The following is a 20,040-nucleotide window of genomic DNA, read 5'->3' on the forward strand; positions in this document are numbered from 1 at the left end:
TAAAAAATTAGGTTAAGATATTAAGGGCACACGGAGGATGCCTTGGTAACAAGAGCCGATGAAAGACGTGATAAGCTGCGATAAGCTGTGGGGAGTTGCAATTGAACATTGATCCGCAGATTTCTGAATGGGGCAACCTGCTAATGTGGAGCATTAGCGCGAAAGAGGTAAGCGGGTGAACTGAAACATCTAAGTAACCCGAGGAAAAGAAAGTAAAAACGATTCCCCAAGTAGCGGCGAGCGAACGGGGAAGAGCCTAAACCAGTGTAGTGTCAAGGATGCAGCCGTTGCTGCACTGGGGTTGTGGGAAGATCGCCTGGAGAACTGCAAGGTATCCGGCAATGTTTAGTAGGTAATAGGAAGAGTGTTGGAAAGCACTACCGTAGAGGGTGATAGTCCCGTACTGGTAAACTACTAAAGTTGTGTGATCTCTCCCGAGTAGCACGGGACACGTGAAATCTTGTGTGAATCTGCGAGGACCATATCTCGTAAGGCTAAATACTCTTGTTAACCGATAGCGTATAGTACCGTGAGGGAAAGGTGAAAAGAACCCCGGGAGGGGAGTGAAATAGAACCTGAAACCGTGTGCTTACAAGCGGTCAGAGGTCTTCGGACTGATGGCGTGCCTTTTGGAGAATGATCCTGCGAGTTACGATCAATGGCGAGGTTAAGTATAACGGAGCCGTAGGGAAACCGAGTCTGAATAGGGCGATACAGTCGTTGGTTGTAGACGCGAAACCTGGTGATCTAAGCCTGTCCAGGATGAAGCTGTGGTAAGACACAGTGGAGGTCCGAACCCACCGTCGTTGAAAAGCCGGGGGATGAGGTAGGTTTAGGGGTGAAAAGCCAATCGAACCAGGAGATAGCTCGTTCTCTCCGAAATGCATTTAGGTGCAGCCTTAATTGTTTATCTGCGGGGGTAGAGCACTGAATGGCCTAGCGGGCGTACCGCTTAGCGAAGTCAATCAAACTCCGAATACCGTAGATTTAGAGATTAGGAGTGAGACTATGGGTACTAAGATCCATGGTCAAAAGGGAAACAGCCCAGACCACCAACTAAGGTCCCAAATTATAGCTAAGTGGGAAAGGAGGTGGAGATTCTGAAACAACCAGGATGTTGGCTTAGAAGCAGCCATACATTTAAAGAGTGCGTAATAGCTCACTGGTCGAGAGTCTCTGCGCCGACAATGTAACGGGGCTAAGCTATAAACCGAAGTTGTGGAATTGTGCGCTTGCGCATGATTGGTAGGAGAGCGTTCCGTAGGCCGTTGAAGGAGAACTGATAAGGAACTCTGGAGGTATCGGAAGTGAGAATGCAGGAATAAGTAGCGAGAAAGGGGGCGAGAATCCCCCTCGCCGGAAGAACAAGGGTTCCAGGGTAAAGTTTGTCTTCCCTGGGTAAGCCGGGACCTAAGCCGAGGCTAGATTGCGTAGGCGAATGGAAAGCAGGTTAATATTCCTGCGCCGGTTATAGTTTGTGATGGAGGGACGCAGAAGGGTATGCGCGCATGGCGACGGTTGTCCATGTGTAAGCATGTAGGATGGCTTGGTAGGAAAATCCGCCAGGTTAGATCTGAGGTGTGATACGGAGTCTTAGGACGAAGGTGCAAATCCCACGCTGCCGAGAAAAGCTTCTAACGTTAAGCTATAACCGCCCGTACCCGAAACCGACACAGGTGTTCAGGATGAGAAATCTAAGGCGTACAGGCTAACTCTCGCTAAGGAACTCTGCAAAATGGCCCCGTAACTTCGGGAGAAGGGGTGCCGCTGAATGTGATAGTAACACGCGTACTTGAGCGTTCGGTGGTCGCAGTGAAGAGTCTCAAGCAACTGTTTAGCAAAAACACAGGTCTATGCTAAGCTGAAAGGCGATGTATATGGGCTGACACCTGCCCAGTGCCGGAAGGTTAAGAGGAGGATTGAGAGATCCGAATTGAAGCCCCGGTGAACGGCGGCCGTAACTATAACGGTCCTAAGGTAGCGAAATTCCTTGTCGGGTAAGTTCCGACCTGCACGAATGGTGTAATGACTTGAGAGCTGTCTTGGCGGGAGGCCTGGTGAAATTGTATTACCGGTGAAGATACCGGTTACCTGCAGTAGGACGGAAAGACCCCGTGGAGCTTTACTGTAGCTTGGTATTGGGTCTTGGCATTACGTGTATAGGATAGTTGGGAGACTATGATGCAATGGCGCTAGCTGTTGTTGAGTCGCTGGTGGAATACCAACCACGTAATGTCGGGATTCTAATCTGTGCTTTGTACGCATGGAGACAGTGCTAGGTGGGCAGTTTGACTGGGGCGGTCGCCTCCGAAAGAGTAACGGAGGCGTTCAAAGGTTCCCTCAGGTTGGATGGAAATCAACCGCAGAGTGCAATGGCAAAAGGGAGCTTGACTGCGAGACTGACGGGTCGAGCAGGTGCGAAAGCAGGACATAGTGATCCGGCGATACCGAATGGAAGGGTCGTCGCTCAACGGATAAAAGCTACCCCGGGGATAACAGGCTGATTTTGCCCGAGAGTCCATATCGACGGCAAAGTTTGGCACCTCGATGTCGGCTCATCGCATCCTGGGGCTGGAGAAGGTCCCAAGGGTTGGGCTGTTCGCCCATTAAAGCGGTACGTGAGCTGGGTTCAGAACGTCGTGAGACAGTTCGGTCCCTATCCACTGTAGGCGTAAGAGTATTGACAAGATCTGTCCTTAGTACGAGAGGACCGGGATGGACAAACCTCTGATGTACCTGTTGTCACGCCAGTGGCACAGCAGGGTAGTCACGTTTGGAATGGATAACCGCTGAAAGCATCTAAGCGGGAAGCCAACTTGGAGATAAGTACTCTGATCTTTATGATCTAAGACACCTTCGAGACTAGGAGGTTGATAGGTTGGGGGTGTAAGGGTTGTGAGACCTTTAGCTGACCAATACTAATATGTCGAAGTCTTAACCAATAGAAAGATCTACAATCTACTATATAGTTTTGAGTGTCCATGAGAACTCAATAAAGAAGTTTGGTGAGAATAGCTATAGGGATACACCTGGTCACATATCGAACCCAGAAGTTAAGCCTATAAACGCTGAAAGTACTTGGGGGGCAGCCCCCTGGGAGGATAGGAACTTGCCAAGCTACTTGCGCTTCCATAGCTCAGTTGGTAGAGCGCGCGACTGTTAATCGCGTTGTCGCTGGTTCGAGCCCAGCTGGAAGCGCCATTTTTATTTTTTGGATATTTTAAAGAAAAGTTATGAAAATAAGCTGTTATGAATATTATTGATTAGTAGCTTATGAAAGTTAGAATATAAAAGCTAAATATGTACATAGACAGTAATAAGACCTACAACGAGGTCTTTTTTTATTTTTTGAATAACTGTGTTATGATGTTAAAAAAATAGGGAAAAGGGGACATAGATCTTATGTATGAAAAGATAGAGAGTATATTAATGGATTACTGTAATAGTGGTGAAGTTGATTACGCATATATGCTTGATGGAAAGTGGGGAAAAGGAAAGACTTATTTCATTAGAGAGTATTTTATTCCAAAGATTAAAGAGAGTGATCCAGAAAAAAATATAGTCTACATATCTTTGAATGGCTTAGAAAGTGTAGATAGAATTAAAGATAAGTTTGTGACGGAACAGATATTAAAGAAGCAAGACATTCATGATAATAAGGCTGTTAAATTCTTAGGAAAGGGAATAAATATATTAAAAGGAGTAGAAAGCTTTGGTATTGGAAAGCTGGGAGAAGATATTCAAAAGGTTTTCACTCATGGATTAGAAGGCTTTACTCTAGATGGCTGTATTTTGATATTGGATGATTTAGAAAGAGTTAGTAAAAAGGTTTCATATGAGGAAGTATTTGGCTATATATTAGATAATTTTGTAGAAGCAGGGATAAAAATTATTATTGTTGGTAATGATGAAAAAGTAAAAAGTGATGAATACGGTGAGATTAAAGAAAAACTATTTAGAAGGGTTGTAAAGTTTACTCCTGATATGAAAAAGTTAATAGGAGAATTTTTAGAGAAAAAGTTAGAGAAAATAGGAGATAGCGACTATAGAGAGGCTATAGAAAGCAAAAAAGAAGAACTAATATCTTTAATATGTAGTTTGAAAGCCGAAAATCTAAGAACATTAGATTTTTTTATTGATGTTTTTTATAAAATCTATAAATGTGAAGTCGAAGAAGTAAAAGAAACAAGAGGGAACTTATTTTATAATACTTTAATAATGTCTATAGAGTTCAAAAATGGTGGGTTAACAAAAGCAAATATTGATAGTCTAAAAAAGCTACAGACCTCTATTAGTTTAGGATTTATGAAAGAGCCAAAGGATTATTTAAAGGAATTTAAAAAAAGGTATGAGAAATATAGATTTGTTTACATAGAATCAATAATTGAATTTGTAAAAGATGGATTTTTAGATGAAGAGAAATTAAAAAAAGAGATAGAAAGAATATATCCTTCAATTGATGTGAATCCTATTCGAAAACTGATAAATGAAATACAAGAAAAATACTCTTTTTATGAAGAAGAAGAATTAGAAAGTAAAATGAATGAATTAATGGAGAAGTTAGAAGAAAGCAAAGTGGAGCTATACAAAGATTTAATAGACAGTTATGATTTAATTAATTATTCAATTGATATGAGTCATATAATATCATTAGATAAAGAAACTCTTGAAAGAAAAATATTAGAGCGAGCTAATAAATTTTTAGAAGAATACACTCAAGAAGAATATAAGATATTTTCGGATACAATGTCTTCAGTGTGGGGAGAACAAAATGAATTTAAGAAAAAGTTAAAAGACTTATTAGATAAAAAAACAAGAGAATGCAATGAAAGGTTTCAGAAGGAGGTAATTTATAATTTCTTTAATGAAATAAATAGTAATAAATATAGCTATTATTCAGATGAAGAAGGTTTAGGAAATGGGATATTTGGATACAATCTTATAGAAAAAATAATAGAATATAATCTTGAAGAGGAAGTAAAGAGATTAAATAATTGCGGCTTGTATTATTTCAATAGCCTACTAAGGAGAGAATATCTAGAGATATCTAATGCTGGGGAATTTAGAGTTAATGATGTGCCACATTTAGAAAAAATCAAAATTCTTTTTAAGGATCAATTTGAAAAAGATAAGGGGAGACTTAGGAGAGTAAGGATACAAGAAACCATAGAAAAAATAGGTGAAACCATACAGCATATAGAAAATACTAAAGTAAGCTAATATATTTTAAGCGACTGTAGGCAGTCGTTGAACATCACAGAATATTTTGCTTCGTTCCGTTGAGCTCATTAGGTTCTATCTAGAGCCTATAAAAGAAACGGAAACTCTGAATAACCCAAGAAGACAATTGCCGGAGGTCTTGATTTTTCGGATACATTTGTATCAAGACAAAGGTATCGATTTTTAAATAAAGGGGAAGGGAATGGATGAAAGACTATTAAAGGCAGCTGAACTGAGAAGTAGTGGTTTGAAGGAAGAAGCTCTGGAGCTTGTAAAATCATATTTGGAAGAAGAACCAGAGGATCCCCAGGGAAACTACCAGTGTGCATGGTGCTGCGATGTCCTGGAAAGGGAGGGAGAAGCTGTAGAATACTATGTGAAAGCAATCAGGAATGGTCTAAAGGGAGAGGAGCTGGAGGGAGCATATCTGGGGCTGGGAAGCACCTATAGGTGTCTGGGAGAATACGATAAATCGGCAGAAGTATTTACAGAAGCTCTGAAGGTGTTTCCAGAGAACCTGGAGTTCGAGGTGTTTTATGCAATGACACTCTATAACTTAAAGAAGCATGGAGAGTCTATGGAAAGATTATTGAAGGTAGTGGCTAATAGCTCAGAGGATGAAAAGATCAAGGGTTACAGGGAAGCAATTTTATTTTACTCGGACAAGCTGGACAGGAAGTTTGATTAGATAAAAAAGGCTGTAGATTACAGTCTTTTTTTTGAATGCTGAAAGAATCTCTTGCATTAAAGTATAGTTTAAAGGATATACTTCCAATAAAGTTTGCTAATGTGCTATAATGTATCTTAATATCAAATTATTGTATTTCTAGGGGGGACGAATGTTTGAAATTTTAAAGAAGGAGTGGCTGACCAGGGAGATATGTCTTATGGATATCTATGCTCCCAACTTAGCTCAGTCAGCTCTTCCAGGACACTTTTTAATAGTAAGAACTCATGAGAAGGGGGAGAGGATACCTCTAACTGTATGTGACTATGACAGGGAGAAGAATACGGTCACTATAGTTTTCCAGGTACTTGGAGAGAGTACTGTTCTCATGGGAGAGAAGGAGGTTGGAGACACCTTTTTGGATGTGGCAGGGCCACTGGGTCATGAAAGCGAGCTGACTGATCTCGCTAAACTGGACAGGAATAAAAACTACCTCTTTGTTGCAGGGGGAGTGGGAACAGCTCCAGTATATCCCCAGGTAAAGTGGATGAAGGAACAGGGAATAGATGTAGATGTAATAATCGGGACAAGAAGCAAAGACACCCTCATACTTGAGGAGGAGATGAGAAGGGAAGCAAAGAATCTCTACGTATGTACAGATGACGGGTCCTATGGTATCCACGGAAGGGTTACAGATGTAATAAGGGATCTCGTGGAAGAAGAGGGGAAGAGTTATGATGAGATAGTTGCCATAGGTCCCCTTGTAATGATGAAGTTTGTAGCTCAGCTTACCAAGGAGTATGGAATAAAAACTGTGGTAAGCCTGAATCCTCTTATGATAGATGGGACGGGAATGTGCGGAGCCTGCAGGGTAAGTATAGGAGAGGATATAAGGTTTGCCTGTGTGGACGGTCCCGAGTTTGACGGACACCTGGTGGATTTTGATGAGGCCATGAGAAGGCAGCAGATGTACAAGACCGAGGAGGGAAGAAGAACCCTGGCTGAGATAGAGGGAGATACCCACCACTCCCACAGCTGTGGCTGCCACGAGGAGGAGCCTGTAGAGGAGAAGGGGGACAGATTTAAGAGGGTTCCCATAGCTGCCTTAGATGCAGAGATCAGGGTTAAAAACTTTGAGGAGGTATGCCTGGGATACACAGAGGAGGAGGCCATAGAGGAGGCCAACAGGTGTCTGGAGTGTAAAAACGCCAAGTGTATAGAGGGCTGTCCCGTGTCAATAAATATCCCTGAATTTATAGGAAATATAAAGAGGGGTAAGTTTGATAAGGCAGCTGAGGTAATATTTGAAGCTTCATGCTTCCCTGCAATCTGTGGAAGGGTATGTCCCCAGGAGACCCAGTGTGAAGAAAGGTGTGTAATGGGAGTAAGGGGGGATGCCATTGCCATTGGGAAGCTGGAGAAGTATGTGGGAGACTACGCCCTGAAGAACGGAGTAGAGGCTGTAAAGGATGAGGAGAAGCAGGAAAAGGTGGCTGTGGTAGGAAGCGGACCTGCAGGACTAGCTGCTGCAAGTGAGCTGGCGAAGATGGGATATAAGGTAAGGGTATATGAGGCTCTCCATGAGCCAGGAGGAGTACTGACCTACGGTATACCAGAGTTCAGGCTTCCTAAGCACTCGGTGGTGGAGAAGGAGATAGAAAATATCAAGAGGCTGGGAGTGGAGATAGTTACCAATGCCCTTATAGGAAGAACATTTACTGTGGATGAACTTTTGGAGGAGAAGGGATACAGCGCTGTATTTATAGCCAGTGGAGCAGGACTACCTAACTTCATGGGAATTCCAGGGGAAAACTCCAACGGAGTATTCTCAGCCAATGAGTTCCTTACAAGGGTAAATCTTATGAAGGCTCATAGGGATGACCATATGACACCGGTGAAGGTGGGAGAGAAGACTGTGGTTATCGGTGGAGGAAATGTAGCCATGGATGCAGCCAGAACTGCTGCCAGACTGGGGAGTAAAACCCATGTGGTATACAGAAGAAGTATGGAGGAGCTGCCGGCAAGGCTGGAGGAGGTTCATCATGCCCAGGAGGAGGGGATAATCTTTGATATCCTCACAAATCCAGTGGAGATAATTGCCAATGAGGCTGGCTGGGTAGAGGCCATAAGGTGTGTTAAGATGGAGCTGGGAGAGGCTGATTCCAGCGGAAGAAGAAGGCCGGTGGAGATTCCAGGATCGGAGTTTATACTGGAGACAAGCAGTGTGATAATGGCCATCGGTACCAAGGCCAATGAACTGATACCAAATAAAACAGAGGGACTGGAAGTAAACAGGTGGAACTGCATAGTCACTGGAGAGGACAACCATATGACAACAAAGATGGGAGTCTTTGCCGGGGGAGATGCAGTAACTGGTGCTGCCACTGTAATCCTTGCTATGGAAGCGGGAAAGAAGGCAGCTGTGGAGATAGATACATATATAAAGACCATGAGGAATTAACTATAAAGATTAAGATCTACTACAGGTACCAGAGAAGGGGTATGGAATCTACAAGGAGGATTTATGGTAGTATTTGCTCACAGGGGAGCCAGCGGAGAAGCACCGGAAAACACGCTGGCTGCCATGAAGAAAGCTATGGAAGCGGGAGTTAAGGCTGTAGAGTTTGATGTACAGCTGAGCAGGGACAACAAACTGGTGGTAATCCACGATTACAGGGTGGACAGGACTACCGATGGTAAAGGATATGTAATGAGAAAGACCCTGGAGGAGCTGAGGCAACTGGATGCAGGAAGCTGGTTTGGAGAGGAGTATGCAGGGGAGAGGATTCCCACCTTGGAGGAGGTAGTGGAGCTTCTTCCTGAGGGTACCCTTCTGAATATAGAGATAAAGAGCTTTATGCTGGATAAGAGGGATATAGCAGGTATGGTAGTTGAAACCGTTGAAAGGTATGGGATTGTGGAGAGAGTTATAATCTCCTCCTTCGACCATAAGCTTTTAAAGGGGATAAGAAAAAGAAGCAGGGATATGAAGATAGGACTACTATTCTATGGAAAACTTCTGGGGATAGATGAGTATAGGGGATTCAAGGAGCTGGATCCCTGGAGTATCCACCCCTCTCAGGACTACCTGGATGAGGATTATTTAAAACACCTCAAAGGTACCGGGTGCAGGATATACTCCTATACTGTTAATTCCAGGGAGAGGTTTGAGGAACTGAAAAATCTAGGGTTGGACGGTATCTTTTCAGATTATCCAGAGATAGGAGAAAGATAAATTTTTAAATATAATTACAAATTGTGTATAATATAGTTAAGCAATTGAATTATATTTTATTTTAGTTTTGGATATTTTAGGGAAAAGTATCGTCTAGGGGGAATGAAGTTGTCAAGAATAAAGGAAATTTTAGAAAGAAATCCAATAATATCAGCTGTAAAGGATGAAAAGGGTGTGGAAGAAGTTATAGCAAGTGAGAGTGAACTGGTATTTATACTTACTTCAAACCTTTTTAACATTAAGTCCATGGTGGAAAAGCTGAAGGAAGCGGGAAAAATCGTGTTTGTCCATGCAGATCTGGTGGACGGCCTGTCCTACTCGACCTATGCTCTAGAATACCTGGTAAAAAATACGGATTTAGATGGAATAATAAGTACGAAACACAGTGTGATAAAAAATGCAAAGAAGATGAAGGTCATGGTAATTCAGAGGTTCTTCCTTTTGGATTCCCTCTCCTTTGAAAATACATTAAAGTATGCCAAGGAGAATAACCCCCATGCAGTGGAGGTTCTTCCAGGGCTTATGCCTAAGATAATCAGAAGGCTTGCCAAGGAACTAAGGGTCCCTGTTATTGCAGGGGGACTTATAGGGGATAAGGAAGATATAATGAATGCTCTGAGAGCAGGAGCCCAAGGGGTATCCACAACTCAGAAAAAGTTATGGAATGTCTAATAGACTAGTGGGCTCTAAGAGTGACCTTGAAGTCAAACAACTATAAAAAATCAAACGAATTGTTTTTAAATGCTCTAAATTCAAAAATAAAGTTCTAAAAGTTGACAAAAGTAGAAAAGTATAATAGAATATGTTTATTAAAGCATATTCGGCTATGAGATGAACTGAGATGAGGCCATTCTAAACACTGGGGGGTGTTTTAGAATGCCTTTTTTGTTTTTGCATGGGTAGTGCAGTAAAGCAATGAGTCTCACTGAAGAGGGGATGCAGGGTAGCTGACTATGATACAAAATTAAATCTACAGAATGAAGGAGAAGAGTTATGATTGGATTTTTAAAACCAGCAGAAGTTCTTGGGGTCAGGGTAAAGGATGCAGATAAGGAGTACAGAAGGTATAAGTGGCAGGTTTTTATCACAATATTTTTAGCATATGCAGTGTTTTATATAACGAGAAAAAATCTATCCTTTGCAAAACCATATTTAATTGAGCAGCTAGGATATACAAAGCTTCAGGTAGGTGCTATTGCAGCAGGAATGCCACTGGCATACGGATTTGGAAAGTTTATAATGGGGGGAGTATCGGATAAATCTAACCCCAGATACTTTATGGGACTTGGACTTATACTGGCGGGGATTATAAATATTATCTTTGGTAGTTTTCAAAGTATTGCGGCCTTTACAGTTCTCTGGACTCTGAACGGATGGGTTCAGTCTATGGGATGGCCTCCATGTGGAAAAACAATGAAGGTCTGGTTCTCCAACGATGAGAGGGGTACCTGGATGTCCATATGGAATACAGCTCATAATGTAGGGGCTATGATAATTCCATTTATAGTTATAATGGGTGTAAGAATGTTTTCCGGAAGCTGGCAGGGGCTCTTCTACCTACCGGGGGTAATCTCGATAGTAGCAGGTGTTCTTGTAATGGTATTCCTGAGGGATAAACCAGAAAGCTTAGGACTTCCATCGGTGGAGGAGTATCACGGAGAGATTGTAAGGGAGGATAAGGGAGCTAAAAGGGGAGGAAGAACTTCCAAGGAGATATTTATGGAGGATATTTTAAGAAATAAAACCCTCTGGTCTCTGGCTCTGGCAAATGCCTTTGTTTACTTCTTAAGATATGGAACCCTTGACTGGATATCTGTTTACCTGGTTCAATATAAGGGGATTAACATGAATGAGGCCGGATGGGCTTTCTTTATGTTTGAATTTGCAGCTATCCCTGGAACTATCTTCCTGGGTTGGCTTTCAGATAAGATGTTCAAGGGAAGAAGAACACCTCTAACTGTAATCTGTTTAGTACTTTCAATTGTTTCAGTACTAGCTTACTGGTTAACAGACAGTATGCTAGTTATAAACTTAGCTATTGCTCTCATAGGGGCTCTCATATACTTCCCAGTTGCAGCTATAGGAATAGCAGCTGTGGATAATGCAAGGGATGACAGTGCAGGAATGTCTGCTGGATGGACGGGACTCTTTGGATACTTTATAGGAGCTACAGGTTCAGAGATCGGTGTGGGATATGTACTGGATAACTACTCCTGGAATGTCTACTTTATAATGCTGATAGGTTCAGCAGTGATGGCAATACTACTTCTTATCCCAGCATGGAATGCAGGAATCGTAAAGAAAAAAACAGCTTAAAAGAATAGATAAAAAGTGGTGCTGGAAGGGCACTGCTTTTTTTATCTTATACCTATTGAAAGGGAGGAGATAATTTTGAGAGTTTTCAAAGGTGGTTTTAAGCTAAGGTAGAGGGAGATAGCTTTTGTGTGGCTAAGGTCAAAATATCGCAGGGGTGCTGGAGATGAAAAGAGTGTGGAAGAGTCTACAATTCTTGATTGAATGGAGAAAAAGTAATATAACGGTCGGGTTAAAACATGTTAGACTAAGAGATGGGAAGGCTATTCTAAACATTGTATGTGTTTTAGAGGTTCTTTTTTATCTTCCTTTAAAGTGTACAGCATTATAAAAGGAATCTCTCTTCTCTTTCGAAAATATGACAAAACATCTCAAAAAATACGCTTTGTGAAATAATGTACTTAAAATAGAACAAAAAATAATATTTTTTAGGGCAAAAATTTGACAAATTAGAAAAATCAAAATATACTTAAATTGAAAATACATATTTGGCTAAGAAAATAGGAGAGGCCACGCAAAGATTCCAGGGGGGGATTGTTTTGCGGGTTTTTTGTTTTTCTTAGTGAAATAGAATTTTGTAAGTGAAAAATAAAAAAGAGAAAAGGGAGGAAAAAAATGTCAGCAATGGGAATGTATTTTGCGGAATTTGTTGGAACGATGATACTTATTGTGTTTGGAGCAGGTGTATGTATGAACACCAGTACAAAGGACAGTTATGCTAAAGGCAGTGGTTGGATAGTAATAACTGCTGGATGGGGATTTGGAGTAGCTATGGCAGTATATGCTACTGGTTGGGTGAGTGGAGCTCATATAAACCCTGCGGTAACTGTAGCATTAGCTATAACAGGAGCTTTTGACTGGGCTTTAGTACCAGGGTATATTGTAGCTCAGATGTTAGGAGCAATGGCAGGAGCGACATTAGCTTATTTAGCATTTAAAAATCATATGGACCAGGAAGAAGATGCAGGAACAAAGTTAGGGGTATTTTCAACTGGACCAGCAATTAAAGATTACAAATGGAACTTTGTTTCAGAGGCTATAGGAACATTTGTGCTTGTATTTGGAGTATTAGGTATAGGAAATGCAAATAACCTTATGGCTCCAGCAGCGTCACCACTACTTGTGGGTATCTTAGTGTGGGCTATCGGACTTTCATTAGGAGGAGCAACTGGATACGCTATCAACCCTGCAAGAGACCTTGGACCAAGAATTGTTCACGCAATCCTACCGATAAAAGGAAAGGGACATTCTAACTGGTCATATGCTTGGGTCCCTGTTGTGGCACCATTAGTAGGAGGTACAGTAGGAGCACTATTCTATAACTTCTGTCTGACAATGTGGCAATAATTTAAAACTTCTGTTTAACAATATAGAAATAATCTAAGGAGGATATCTGATAATGGAAAAAAAGTATGTAATAGCACTGGACCAAGGAACAACAAGCTCGAGAGCGATTGTATTTAATAAGGACGGAAGAACTATAGGGATGGCTCAAAAAGAGTTTACTCAGATATATCCTGAAGCAGGATGGGTAGAGCACGATCCATTTGAGATCTGGTCAAGCCAGAGTTCTGTATTAACTGAGGTAATCGCTAAGACTGGAATAAAGAATGAAGAGATAGCAGCTATGGGAATCACTAACCAGAGAGAGACAACTGTAGTATGGGACAAGAATACTGGAGAGCCTGTATACAACGCAATTGTTTGGCAGTGTAGAAGAACAGCTGAGATCTGTGATGAGCTGAAGACAAGAGATGGACTGGAAGCATATGTAAAGTCCAACACCGGACTTGTGGTAGATGCATACTTCTCTGGAACTAAGATAAAGTGGATACTGGACAATGTACCAGGAGCAAGGGAGAAGGCAGACAACGGAGACCTTCTATTTGGAACTGTAGATACATGGATCATCTGGAAGCTGACAAATGGAAGGGTACACGTAACCGATCCTACAAATGCTTCAAGAACAATGCTTTATAACATAAAGGAACTTAAGTGGGATGAGAGAATGATGGAGGAGCTAGGGGTTCCTGCATCTATGCTGCCAGAGGTTAAAAACTCAAGTGAGGTTTACGGAGAGGCAAACCTTGGAGGAGTAGCAGGTAGCGGAGGATACAGAATTCCTATCTCTGGTATTGCAGGGGACCAGCAGGCAGCACTATTTGGTCAGGCTTGTTTTGCTCCGGGAGAGGCTAAGAATACCTATGGAACAGGTTGCTTCCTTCTTATGAATACAGGGGAGAAGGCAGTTGAATCGAAGAACGGACTGCTTACAACAATAGCTATTGGAATGAACGGGAAGGTAGAGTACGCTCTAGAAGGTTCCGTATTCGTAGGAGGAGCTTCTATACAGTGGCTAAGAGATGAGCTTAAGCTTATCAACGATGCTGCAGATACAGAGTACTTTGCTAACAAGGTAGAGGACAGTAACGGAGTATATGTGGTACCTGCATTTGTAGGACTGGGATCACCATACTGGGATATGTATGCTAGAGGAACTATTGTAGGACTTACAAGGGGAGCTAACAGAAACCACATAATCAGAGCTACTCTAGAGTCTATAGCTTACCAGTCGAGAGACCTTCTGGACGCAATGAAGGACGACTCTGGAATCGAGCTAAATGCCCTTAGAGTAGATGGAGGAGCAGTTAAGAACAACTTCCTAATGCAGTTCCAGTCGGATATCCTGGGAGCAGATGTACTGAGACCTGAGATAACTGAAACAACAGCTCTAGGAGCAGCGTACCTTGCTGGTCTGGCTGTGGGATTCTGGAAGGATAAGAGTGAGATAGCTGAGAGCTGGAAGATAAACAGAAAGTTCAACCCTGCTATTGAAGAGGATCACAAGGAAAAGCTTTACGGTGGATGGAGAAAAGCTGTAGAGAGATCTCTTAAGTGGGAAACTGAATAATAAATCAGGGAGCTATCTGGATTAACTTCCAGATAGCTTTTTTAAAGATCTATAGATTAAAAGAAAAAAATAACTTTAACCATATAAGTTGACATTTTGTTCGATAAGTGGTAATATCCTAGTGAAAAATAGGTCTAGAGATGACGATGGCCTATAATCTTCTCTGGAGCTAATGGGAAGATCTAAAGTTAATGTTTTACGGGATTCAGATTTACGGACTGGAGTCGGGTAATTAAAAATTAAATATTGGCATGAGAATAGAGTGAGCCAGGTAAACTGAGAGGTATTTTAGATACCTCATGTTTACCTGGCTTTTTTCTTAAAAGGGAGTTTTACAGGAAGAAATTTAAAAGATTACGGAGGTAGATTTAGATGAGAGATGTAGTGGTAATAGGAGCAGGAATAAGCGGAGCTTCAGTGGCAAGGGAGCTGGCTAAATTTAAATTAGATGCTGTGGTACTGGAAAGGGAAAACGATGTATCCAATGGTTCAACTAAGGCTAACTCAGCTATAGTCCATGCAGGGTATGATGCCAAGGAAGGAACTCTAATGGGTAAGTACAATGCTCTTGGAAACGCAATGTTTGATAAACTCTCTCAGGAGCTAGATGTACCCTTCAAAAGATGCGGATCGCTGGTACTGGCTTTTTCAGAGGAGGAGAGGGAGCACCTGGCAGACCTTATGGAGAGGGGAAGAAAGAACAATATCCCTCAGATGAGGATCATAGAAAAGGATGAGATAAAGAGGATAGAGCCAAATGTAAACGATGAAGTAGTGGCGGCACTTTTAGCTGAGACAGCGGGGATTGTTGGACCTTGGGAGCTAACTGCAGCTATGCTTGAAAATGCAGTGGAAAATGGTGTAGACCTTGAGCTAAATCAAGATGTAGTAGATATAGAGAAGATAGAGGGAGGTTACAGAGTCCTTACTAAGAGCGGGCACTTTGATGCCAAGATAGTAATCAATGCTGCAGGGGTTTATGCAGATAAGATCCACAATATGATAGCAGCACCAACATACAAGATAACACCTAGAAGGGGACAGTACTTTGTAATGGATAAGACTCAGGGAGAGCTTGTGGACAGGGTAATCTTCCAATGTCCAAGTAAGCTGGGGAAGGGAGTGCTGGTAACTCCTACAGTTCACGGGAACCTTCTTCTGGGACCAGATGCTGAGGACCTTGAGGATAAGGAGGATATCTCCACAACTGGAGAGCAGCTTGCTTTTGTAAGAAACAATGCAACAAGATCCATAGAGGGAATACAGTTTAGAGAATCCATAAGAAACTTTGCAGGACTTAGAGCCCAAGCTGACAGAGATGACTTTATTGTAGAGGAAGCTGCAGATGCTCCAGGATTTATAGATGTGGGAGGAATAAAGTCTCCAGGACTTACCTCTGCACCGGCAATAGGTGTGGATGTAGCTAAGATGGTAGCTGAGAAGCTGGATGCCCAGGTAAACGAGGAGTTTAACCCAGAGAGAAAGCAGGTAGTATTTATGGAGCTTTCACCTGAGGAGAAGGCAGAGATTATAAAGAGGGATCCAAACTATGGAAGAATCATATGCAGATGTGAAAATATAACTGAAGGAGAGATAGTGGACTCCATTCACAGGAAGGTAGGAGCTACAACTGTAGACGGTGTAAAGAAGAGATGCAGACCAGGTATGGGAAGATGTCAGGGAGGCTTCTGCGGACCTAGAGTACAGGAGATCATAGCAAGAGAGCTAGATATGACCTTAGAGGATGTAGTTCTAGATGCCAAGGATTCATATATTTTGACTGGGACAACTAAATAATTGGTGTACCTTTCTTGTCTTGATACAAGAAAGGTACCAAAGAAGATCAAGACCTCTGCAATTGTCTTGGTGAGTATGAACAAGGATTCCGATTCTTTTCTGGGCTCAAGATTGAACCTAAGAGTATAACGAATCGAAGTAGTATAACTACTGTGAAGTTGGACGACTGCAAAGGTCAGGATTAGAAGAAGAAGATTCATCTATTTAATAGAGGTTCACATAGAGGAAAATATAAAAATATTTAAGATAGATCTTTTTACCGGTTCAATTTAGGAGAGCCAAAGGGGAATAATTAAATTTAAATGGAGGCAGTTATGAAATATGATTTAGTAGTAATTGGTGGTGGGCCTGCAGGGCTTGCTGCAGCAATAGAAGCAAGAGAAAACGGAATTGAAAATATATTAGTTATAGAAAGGGACAAGGAGATGGGTGGAATCCTTCAGCAGTGTATCCACAATGGATTCGGACTGCATGAGTTTAAGGAGGAGCTGACAGGTCCCGAGTATGCTCAGAGATTCATAGACCAGCTTATGGAAAGAGGAATAGAGTATAAGCTGGATACCATGGTACTGAATGTAAGCAGAGACAGAAAGATACAGATGATAAATACAGTGGACGGATTTGTAGAGATAGATGCAGGGGCTATAATAATGGCTATGGGATGCAGAGAGAGAACAAGAGGAGCTATATCTATCCCTGGAGACAGACCGGCAGGAGTATTCACTGCAGGGGCAGCTCAGAGATATATAAACATGGAAGGATATATGGTAGGTAAGAAGGCTGTAATCCTTGGATCTGGGGATATTGGTCTTATCATGGCAAGAAGAATGACCCTAGAGGGTGCCAAGGTAGAGGCTGTGGTGGAGTTAATGCCATACTCAGGAGGACTTACAAGAAACATAGTTCAGTGTCTAGATGACTACGATATCCCACTGCTTCTAAGCCATACAGTAACAGAGATAAGAGGTAAGGGAAGAGTAGAGGGAATCACCATCGCCCAGGTGGATGAGAACAGAAAACCTATTCCTGGAACTGAGAAGCACTATGACTGTGACACACTTCTTCTTTCAGTGGGACTTATCCCTGAAAATGAGCTTTCAAGGGGAGCCGAGCTGGATATAGATCAGAGAACTTCTGGACCGATAGTAAATGAACTTATGGAAACAAGCGTAGAGGGAATATTTGCCTGCGGAAACGTAGTACACGTACACGATCTTGTGGACTTTGTAAGTGCTGAATCCAGAAGAGCAGGTAAGGCTGCAGCAAGGTTCCTGAAGAAGGAAGTTACAAAAGAGGGAGAGGAAAAGAGAATAAAGGCCGATTACGGAGTTAACTATACAGTACCTCAGAAGGTTAACCTCGACAATATAGAGGATAAGCTGGAGATATTTATGAGGGTGGGAAATGTATACAGAGATGTAAGGCTGGAGCTAAGAGACGGGGACAATACACTTATCTCCCTGAAGAAGAAGCACATGGCTCCTGGAGAGATGGAGAAGATAATCGTACCTAAGGTGATCCTGGATAAGATAGAGGGATCGGAGCTAAAGGTAGTTGTAGTAGAGGGAGGAATGTAAGATGATAAAGGAATTAGTGTGTATCGCATGTCCCATGGGATGTCATATGGAAGTAGATATTGATAATGAGTTTAAGACAACTGGAAACCAGTGTCCTAGAGGTCAAAAATATGCTGAAGCGGAGCTGACAGCCCCTACAAGGATAGTTACATCCAGTGTAAAGATAGAGGGTGGAATCTACAACAGGCTTACAGTAAAAACTGCTGACCCTATCCCAAAGGGACTTATCTTTAAGTGTATGGATGAGATCAACAAGGTAGAGGTAAAGTCTCCAGTAAAGATGGGAGATGTAATCATTAAAAACGTCCTGGATACAGGAGTTGACATAGTAGCTACAAGAAACATGTAAAATCTTACCCTATAGATTAGATAGATCAACTGTAAAGGAGCCTCACAGCTGTGAGGTTCTTTTTATTGTTAAGGAAAGTATATAATTAAAAACTCATATTCTTTAGGCATAGAATTGGAAAAAGCTTCAAATATAGTATAAAATAGATCTGTCGCATATATTTAAGCATTACAAAATACCGTACTGGCGGGCACGGTTTGTAACTTTAATATGCGCGTAGCATCATGGAGAGTAATCGTTGTGCTGAATAGTACCGTACTTAACATGATAGATTTCAAGTAAGTGCAGCTTAGAACTGCACTTACGACAAATTAAAGGGTTAATACCAAATGCTTTAAAGAAGCGCTCACCCCAGGAAGGCTTAGTTTTAAATAACTTCTTCTTCCTGGGGATTTTATTTTTTGCCCTTCTTGAATATAGTCCAAACCGCCTTACCATCTTGAAGTTTTTAGGGGGAATATGGGAAAGTATTCTGCCAAGAAAAATATCCATAGTTAGGGTAAGTTGGTTTCTTCTATTGGAATCAGTTTCTTTAAACCAAAATTTGACGATTTTATCATTAAAAGAAATGATCCGATACTCAGCTATAGCTGACCGGGCTAAATACCTTCCGAGATATTTAGCAATATTTTTAGAATTCCCAACCCTAGACTCAGCATTAACAAAGAAACCTTTAGGATACCTTTTGTAGGATAAAGAAATCTTATTTTTTAGATAAGGAAGATTATTTATTTTGGCATATTCAGCAATGATATCCAGGGCGCACTTTTGCCAGGACCTTCTTAAAACCTGCCATGGTAAGTTGTTTATATTTTTCCAATGACTATTTTTAGTCACTCCACCAAAGGTAATTAAACAATGGATATGAGGGTTCCACTTTATTTTTCTAGAGAATGTATAGATAGTAGCAATAGCACCAAAATGGATAATACCAAGCTTTTTAAATGAATATTTCAGCGCGAGGTACGAAGCTTCTGCTAATTTCTTTAGAAGCTGTCTGTTTTTGAAGAAAAAATTTCTTATCCACCCCTTAGGAAGTGAGAAGACAGCATGCCTGTGGTGACAGTCGATTAAGTTATCAGAAACATTGTTAGCCCATTTTTCAGCATAGATTTTACCGCATGATGAACAAAATCGTGATTTGCATGAAAAGGGAGTTTTATGTATAGTTTTACATTTTAAGCATATGAAGGAAGTAAAACCTATATCAGGATCGCCACATTCAAGAAAAGCGTTAATATTTTTAAGAATATGATGCCTTAAAAAGTTAGGAAACTTATAATTATTAGTTCGCCAGTATGCAAAGAAGTATCTGGAAATTATTTCTTTTAAAGGTTTATTTCAAGAGGTCATACCTATATGATATGAAGTTTTTAAGAACAAAAAAAGCCGCGATTAAGCGGCTATTTTTTATTTAAAACACCTAATTTTCAAAGTTAATACCTGGTAAATTTCTGAGAATTAATTTATTTTGTATGACTTCTCTTTCATTTTGAAAAAACAATTTAGAAACAGCTACATTTATAAAAAAGAAAAACTATTAAAAATATTAAAGAAGACTTGAATAGTGCACACTTATTAAGTGTAATTTGTGAATTTGTAATTATTTCCTTAGAATAATCTTCTTCTAACTTGCTAATCTCTGACTCTGCTTTATCTTCATCAAAATAATCCTTATATAAATCTTTAACATATTTCTTAGATAAAGGATCTCCATTATCATTTCTATATTTCTTTGCAATATAACCAGAGAAAAGCTTTATAGCCGGAGGAGTGCTGGAATTATTTTTGTTGAAAACTTTAGATACTTTTTGAAAAAAATTGAAACATTATATATTTTACTATTATAGGCTGTTGCAAAAGTATTGTATAATTTTCAATATTGCAATGGCCTTTTCTATTGTAAATAATAATATCTTTAAACTAACATTAAAAAACTTCCTGCTTAGCCCTCTAACTCTATGATTATCA

At 40.9% G+C, this 20,040-nt stretch carries 12 protein-coding genes, 1 tRNA gene and 2 rRNA genes; 14 read left to right on the forward strand and 1 reads right to left on the reverse strand.

Features of this window, described 5'->3' with window-relative positions; all coding sequences use genetic code 11:
• Nucleotides 1-10: 10 nt before the first annotated feature.
• The 14 genes from QMG11_RS19010 (at nucleotide 11) to QMG11_RS19075 (ending at nucleotide 18,069) form a co-directional block, all read left to right on the forward strand.
• Nucleotides 11-2,942 (forward strand): 23S ribosomal RNA (locus tag QMG11_RS19010).
• A gap of 59 nt (nucleotides 2,943-3,001) precedes the next feature.
• A 5S ribosomal RNA gene (gene rrf, locus QMG11_RS19015) occupies nucleotides 3,002-3,118 on the forward strand.
• Nucleotides 3,119-3,125: 7 nt separating this feature from the next.
• Nucleotides 3,126-3,201, forward strand: a tRNA-Asn gene (locus QMG11_RS19020).
• A gap of 201 nt (nucleotides 3,202-3,402) precedes the next feature.
• A complete protein-coding gene (locus QMG11_RS19025) occupies nucleotides 3,403-5,220 on the forward strand; it encodes a P-loop NTPase fold protein (RefSeq protein ID WP_281837894.1) in 1,818 nt (605 codons plus the stop codon).
• A gap of 202 nt (nucleotides 5,221-5,422) precedes the next feature.
• The gene (locus tag QMG11_RS19030) at nucleotides 5,423-5,908 is read left to right on the forward strand and encodes a tetratricopeptide repeat protein (RefSeq protein ID WP_281837895.1); all 486 of its coding nucleotides are present in this window, start codon (nucleotides 5,423-5,425) and stop codon (nucleotides 5,906-5,908) included.
• A gap of 151 nt (nucleotides 5,909-6,059) precedes the next feature.
• Nucleotides 6,060-8,348: an NADPH-dependent glutamate synthase gene (gene gltA, locus QMG11_RS19035; protein ID WP_281837896.1), complete on the forward strand. Its 2,289-nt coding sequence runs from the start codon at nucleotides 6,060-6,062 to the stop codon at nucleotides 8,346-8,348.
• A gap of 63 nt (nucleotides 8,349-8,411) precedes the next feature.
• Entirely contained in the window at nucleotides 8,412-9,122 is a 711-nt protein-coding gene (locus tag QMG11_RS19040) for a glycerophosphodiester phosphodiesterase (RefSeq protein WP_281837897.1), read from the forward strand.
• A gap of 102 nt (nucleotides 9,123-9,224) precedes the next feature.
• Nucleotides 9,225-9,794 carry a glycerol-3-phosphate responsive antiterminator gene (locus QMG11_RS19045; protein WP_281837899.1) on the forward strand — a complete coding sequence of 190 codons (570 nt, stop codon included), beginning with the start codon at nucleotides 9,225-9,227 and terminating at the stop codon, nucleotides 9,792-9,794.
• Nucleotides 9,795-10,115: 321 nt separating this feature from the next.
• Nucleotides 10,116-11,438 carry an MFS transporter gene (locus QMG11_RS19050; protein WP_281837901.1) on the forward strand — a complete coding sequence of 441 codons (1,323 nt, stop codon included), beginning with the start codon at nucleotides 10,116-10,118 and terminating at the stop codon, nucleotides 11,436-11,438.
• 612 nt (nucleotides 11,439-12,050) lie between these two features.
• Nucleotides 12,051-12,782 (forward strand): MIP/aquaporin family protein, encoded by a 732-nt coding sequence (locus QMG11_RS19055; protein ID WP_281837903.1) that lies wholly within the window; start codon nucleotides 12,051-12,053, stop codon nucleotides 12,780-12,782.
• A 52-nt stretch (nucleotides 12,783-12,834) separates the two neighbouring features.
• Nucleotides 12,835-14,346, forward strand: a complete 1,512-nt coding sequence (gene glpK / locus QMG11_RS19060; protein WP_281837905.1) for a glycerol kinase GlpK — start codon at nucleotides 12,835-12,837, stop codon at nucleotides 14,344-14,346.
• A 372-nt stretch (nucleotides 14,347-14,718) separates the two neighbouring features.
• Nucleotides 14,719-16,143, forward strand: a complete 1,425-nt coding sequence (locus tag QMG11_RS19065; RefSeq protein ID WP_281837907.1) for an NAD(P)/FAD-dependent oxidoreductase — start codon at nucleotides 14,719-14,721, stop codon at nucleotides 16,141-16,143.
• A gap of 314 nt (nucleotides 16,144-16,457) precedes the next feature.
• Complete coding sequence (locus QMG11_RS19070) at nucleotides 16,458-17,720, forward strand: NAD(P)/FAD-dependent oxidoreductase (protein ID WP_281837908.1); 1,263 nt, start codon at nucleotides 16,458-16,460, stop codon at nucleotides 17,718-17,720.
• A 1-nt stretch (nucleotide 17,721) separates the two neighbouring features.
• Nucleotides 17,722-18,069 carry a DUF1667 domain-containing protein gene (locus QMG11_RS19075; RefSeq protein ID WP_281837909.1) on the forward strand — a complete coding sequence of 116 codons (348 nt, stop codon included), beginning with the start codon at nucleotides 17,722-17,724 and terminating at the stop codon, nucleotides 18,067-18,069.
• Nucleotides 18,070-18,291: 222 nt separating this feature from the next.
• On the opposite strand, the gene QMG11_RS20010 is transcribed toward QMG11_RS19075, so the two are convergent.
• Entirely contained in the window at nucleotides 18,292-19,392 is a 1,101-nt protein-coding gene (locus QMG11_RS20010; protein WP_309302100.1) for an IS91 family transposase, read from the reverse strand.
• Nucleotides 19,393-20,040 lie beyond the last annotated feature (648 nt).

Source organism: Propionigenium maris DSM 9537, assembly GCF_027925155.1.
In the GTDB taxonomy this organism is placed as follows: Bacteria; Fusobacteriota; Fusobacteriia; order Fusobacteriales; family Fusobacteriaceae; genus Propionigenium; species Propionigenium maris.

Bases quoted from the DNA above. Each gene is read 5' to 3' on its own strand.
- QMG11_RS19025 (WP_281837894.1), top strand. From the start codon at position 3,403: ATGTATGAAAAGATAGAGAGTATATTAATGGATTACTGTAATAGTGGT.
- QMG11_RS19030 (WP_281837895.1), top strand. From the start codon at position 5,423: ATGGATGAAAGACTATTAAAGGCAGCTGAACTGAGAAGTAGTGGTTTG.
- gltA (WP_281837896.1), top strand. From the start codon at position 6,060: ATGTTTGAAATTTTAAAGAAGGAGTGGCTGACCAGGGAGATATGTCTT.
- QMG11_RS19040 (WP_281837897.1), top strand. From the start codon at position 8,412: ATGGTAGTATTTGCTCACAGGGGAGCCAGCGGAGAAGCACCGGAAAAC.
- QMG11_RS19045 (WP_281837899.1), top strand. From the start codon at position 9,225: ATGAAGTTGTCAAGAATAAAGGAAATTTTAGAAAGAAATCCAATAATA.
- QMG11_RS19050 (WP_281837901.1), top strand. From the start codon at position 10,116: ATGATTGGATTTTTAAAACCAGCAGAAGTTCTTGGGGTCAGGGTAAAG.
- QMG11_RS19055 (WP_281837903.1), top strand. From the start codon at position 12,051: ATGTCAGCAATGGGAATGTATTTTGCGGAATTTGTTGGAACGATGATA.
- glpK (WP_281837905.1), top strand. From the start codon at position 12,835: ATGGAAAAAAAGTATGTAATAGCACTGGACCAAGGAACAACAAGCTCG.
- QMG11_RS19065 (WP_281837907.1), top strand. From the start codon at position 14,719: ATGAGAGATGTAGTGGTAATAGGAGCAGGAATAAGCGGAGCTTCAGTG.
- QMG11_RS19070 (WP_281837908.1), top strand. From the start codon at position 16,458: ATGAAATATGATTTAGTAGTAATTGGTGGTGGGCCTGCAGGGCTTGCT.
- QMG11_RS19075 (WP_281837909.1), top strand. From the start codon at position 17,722: ATGATAAAGGAATTAGTGTGTATCGCATGTCCCATGGGATGTCATATG.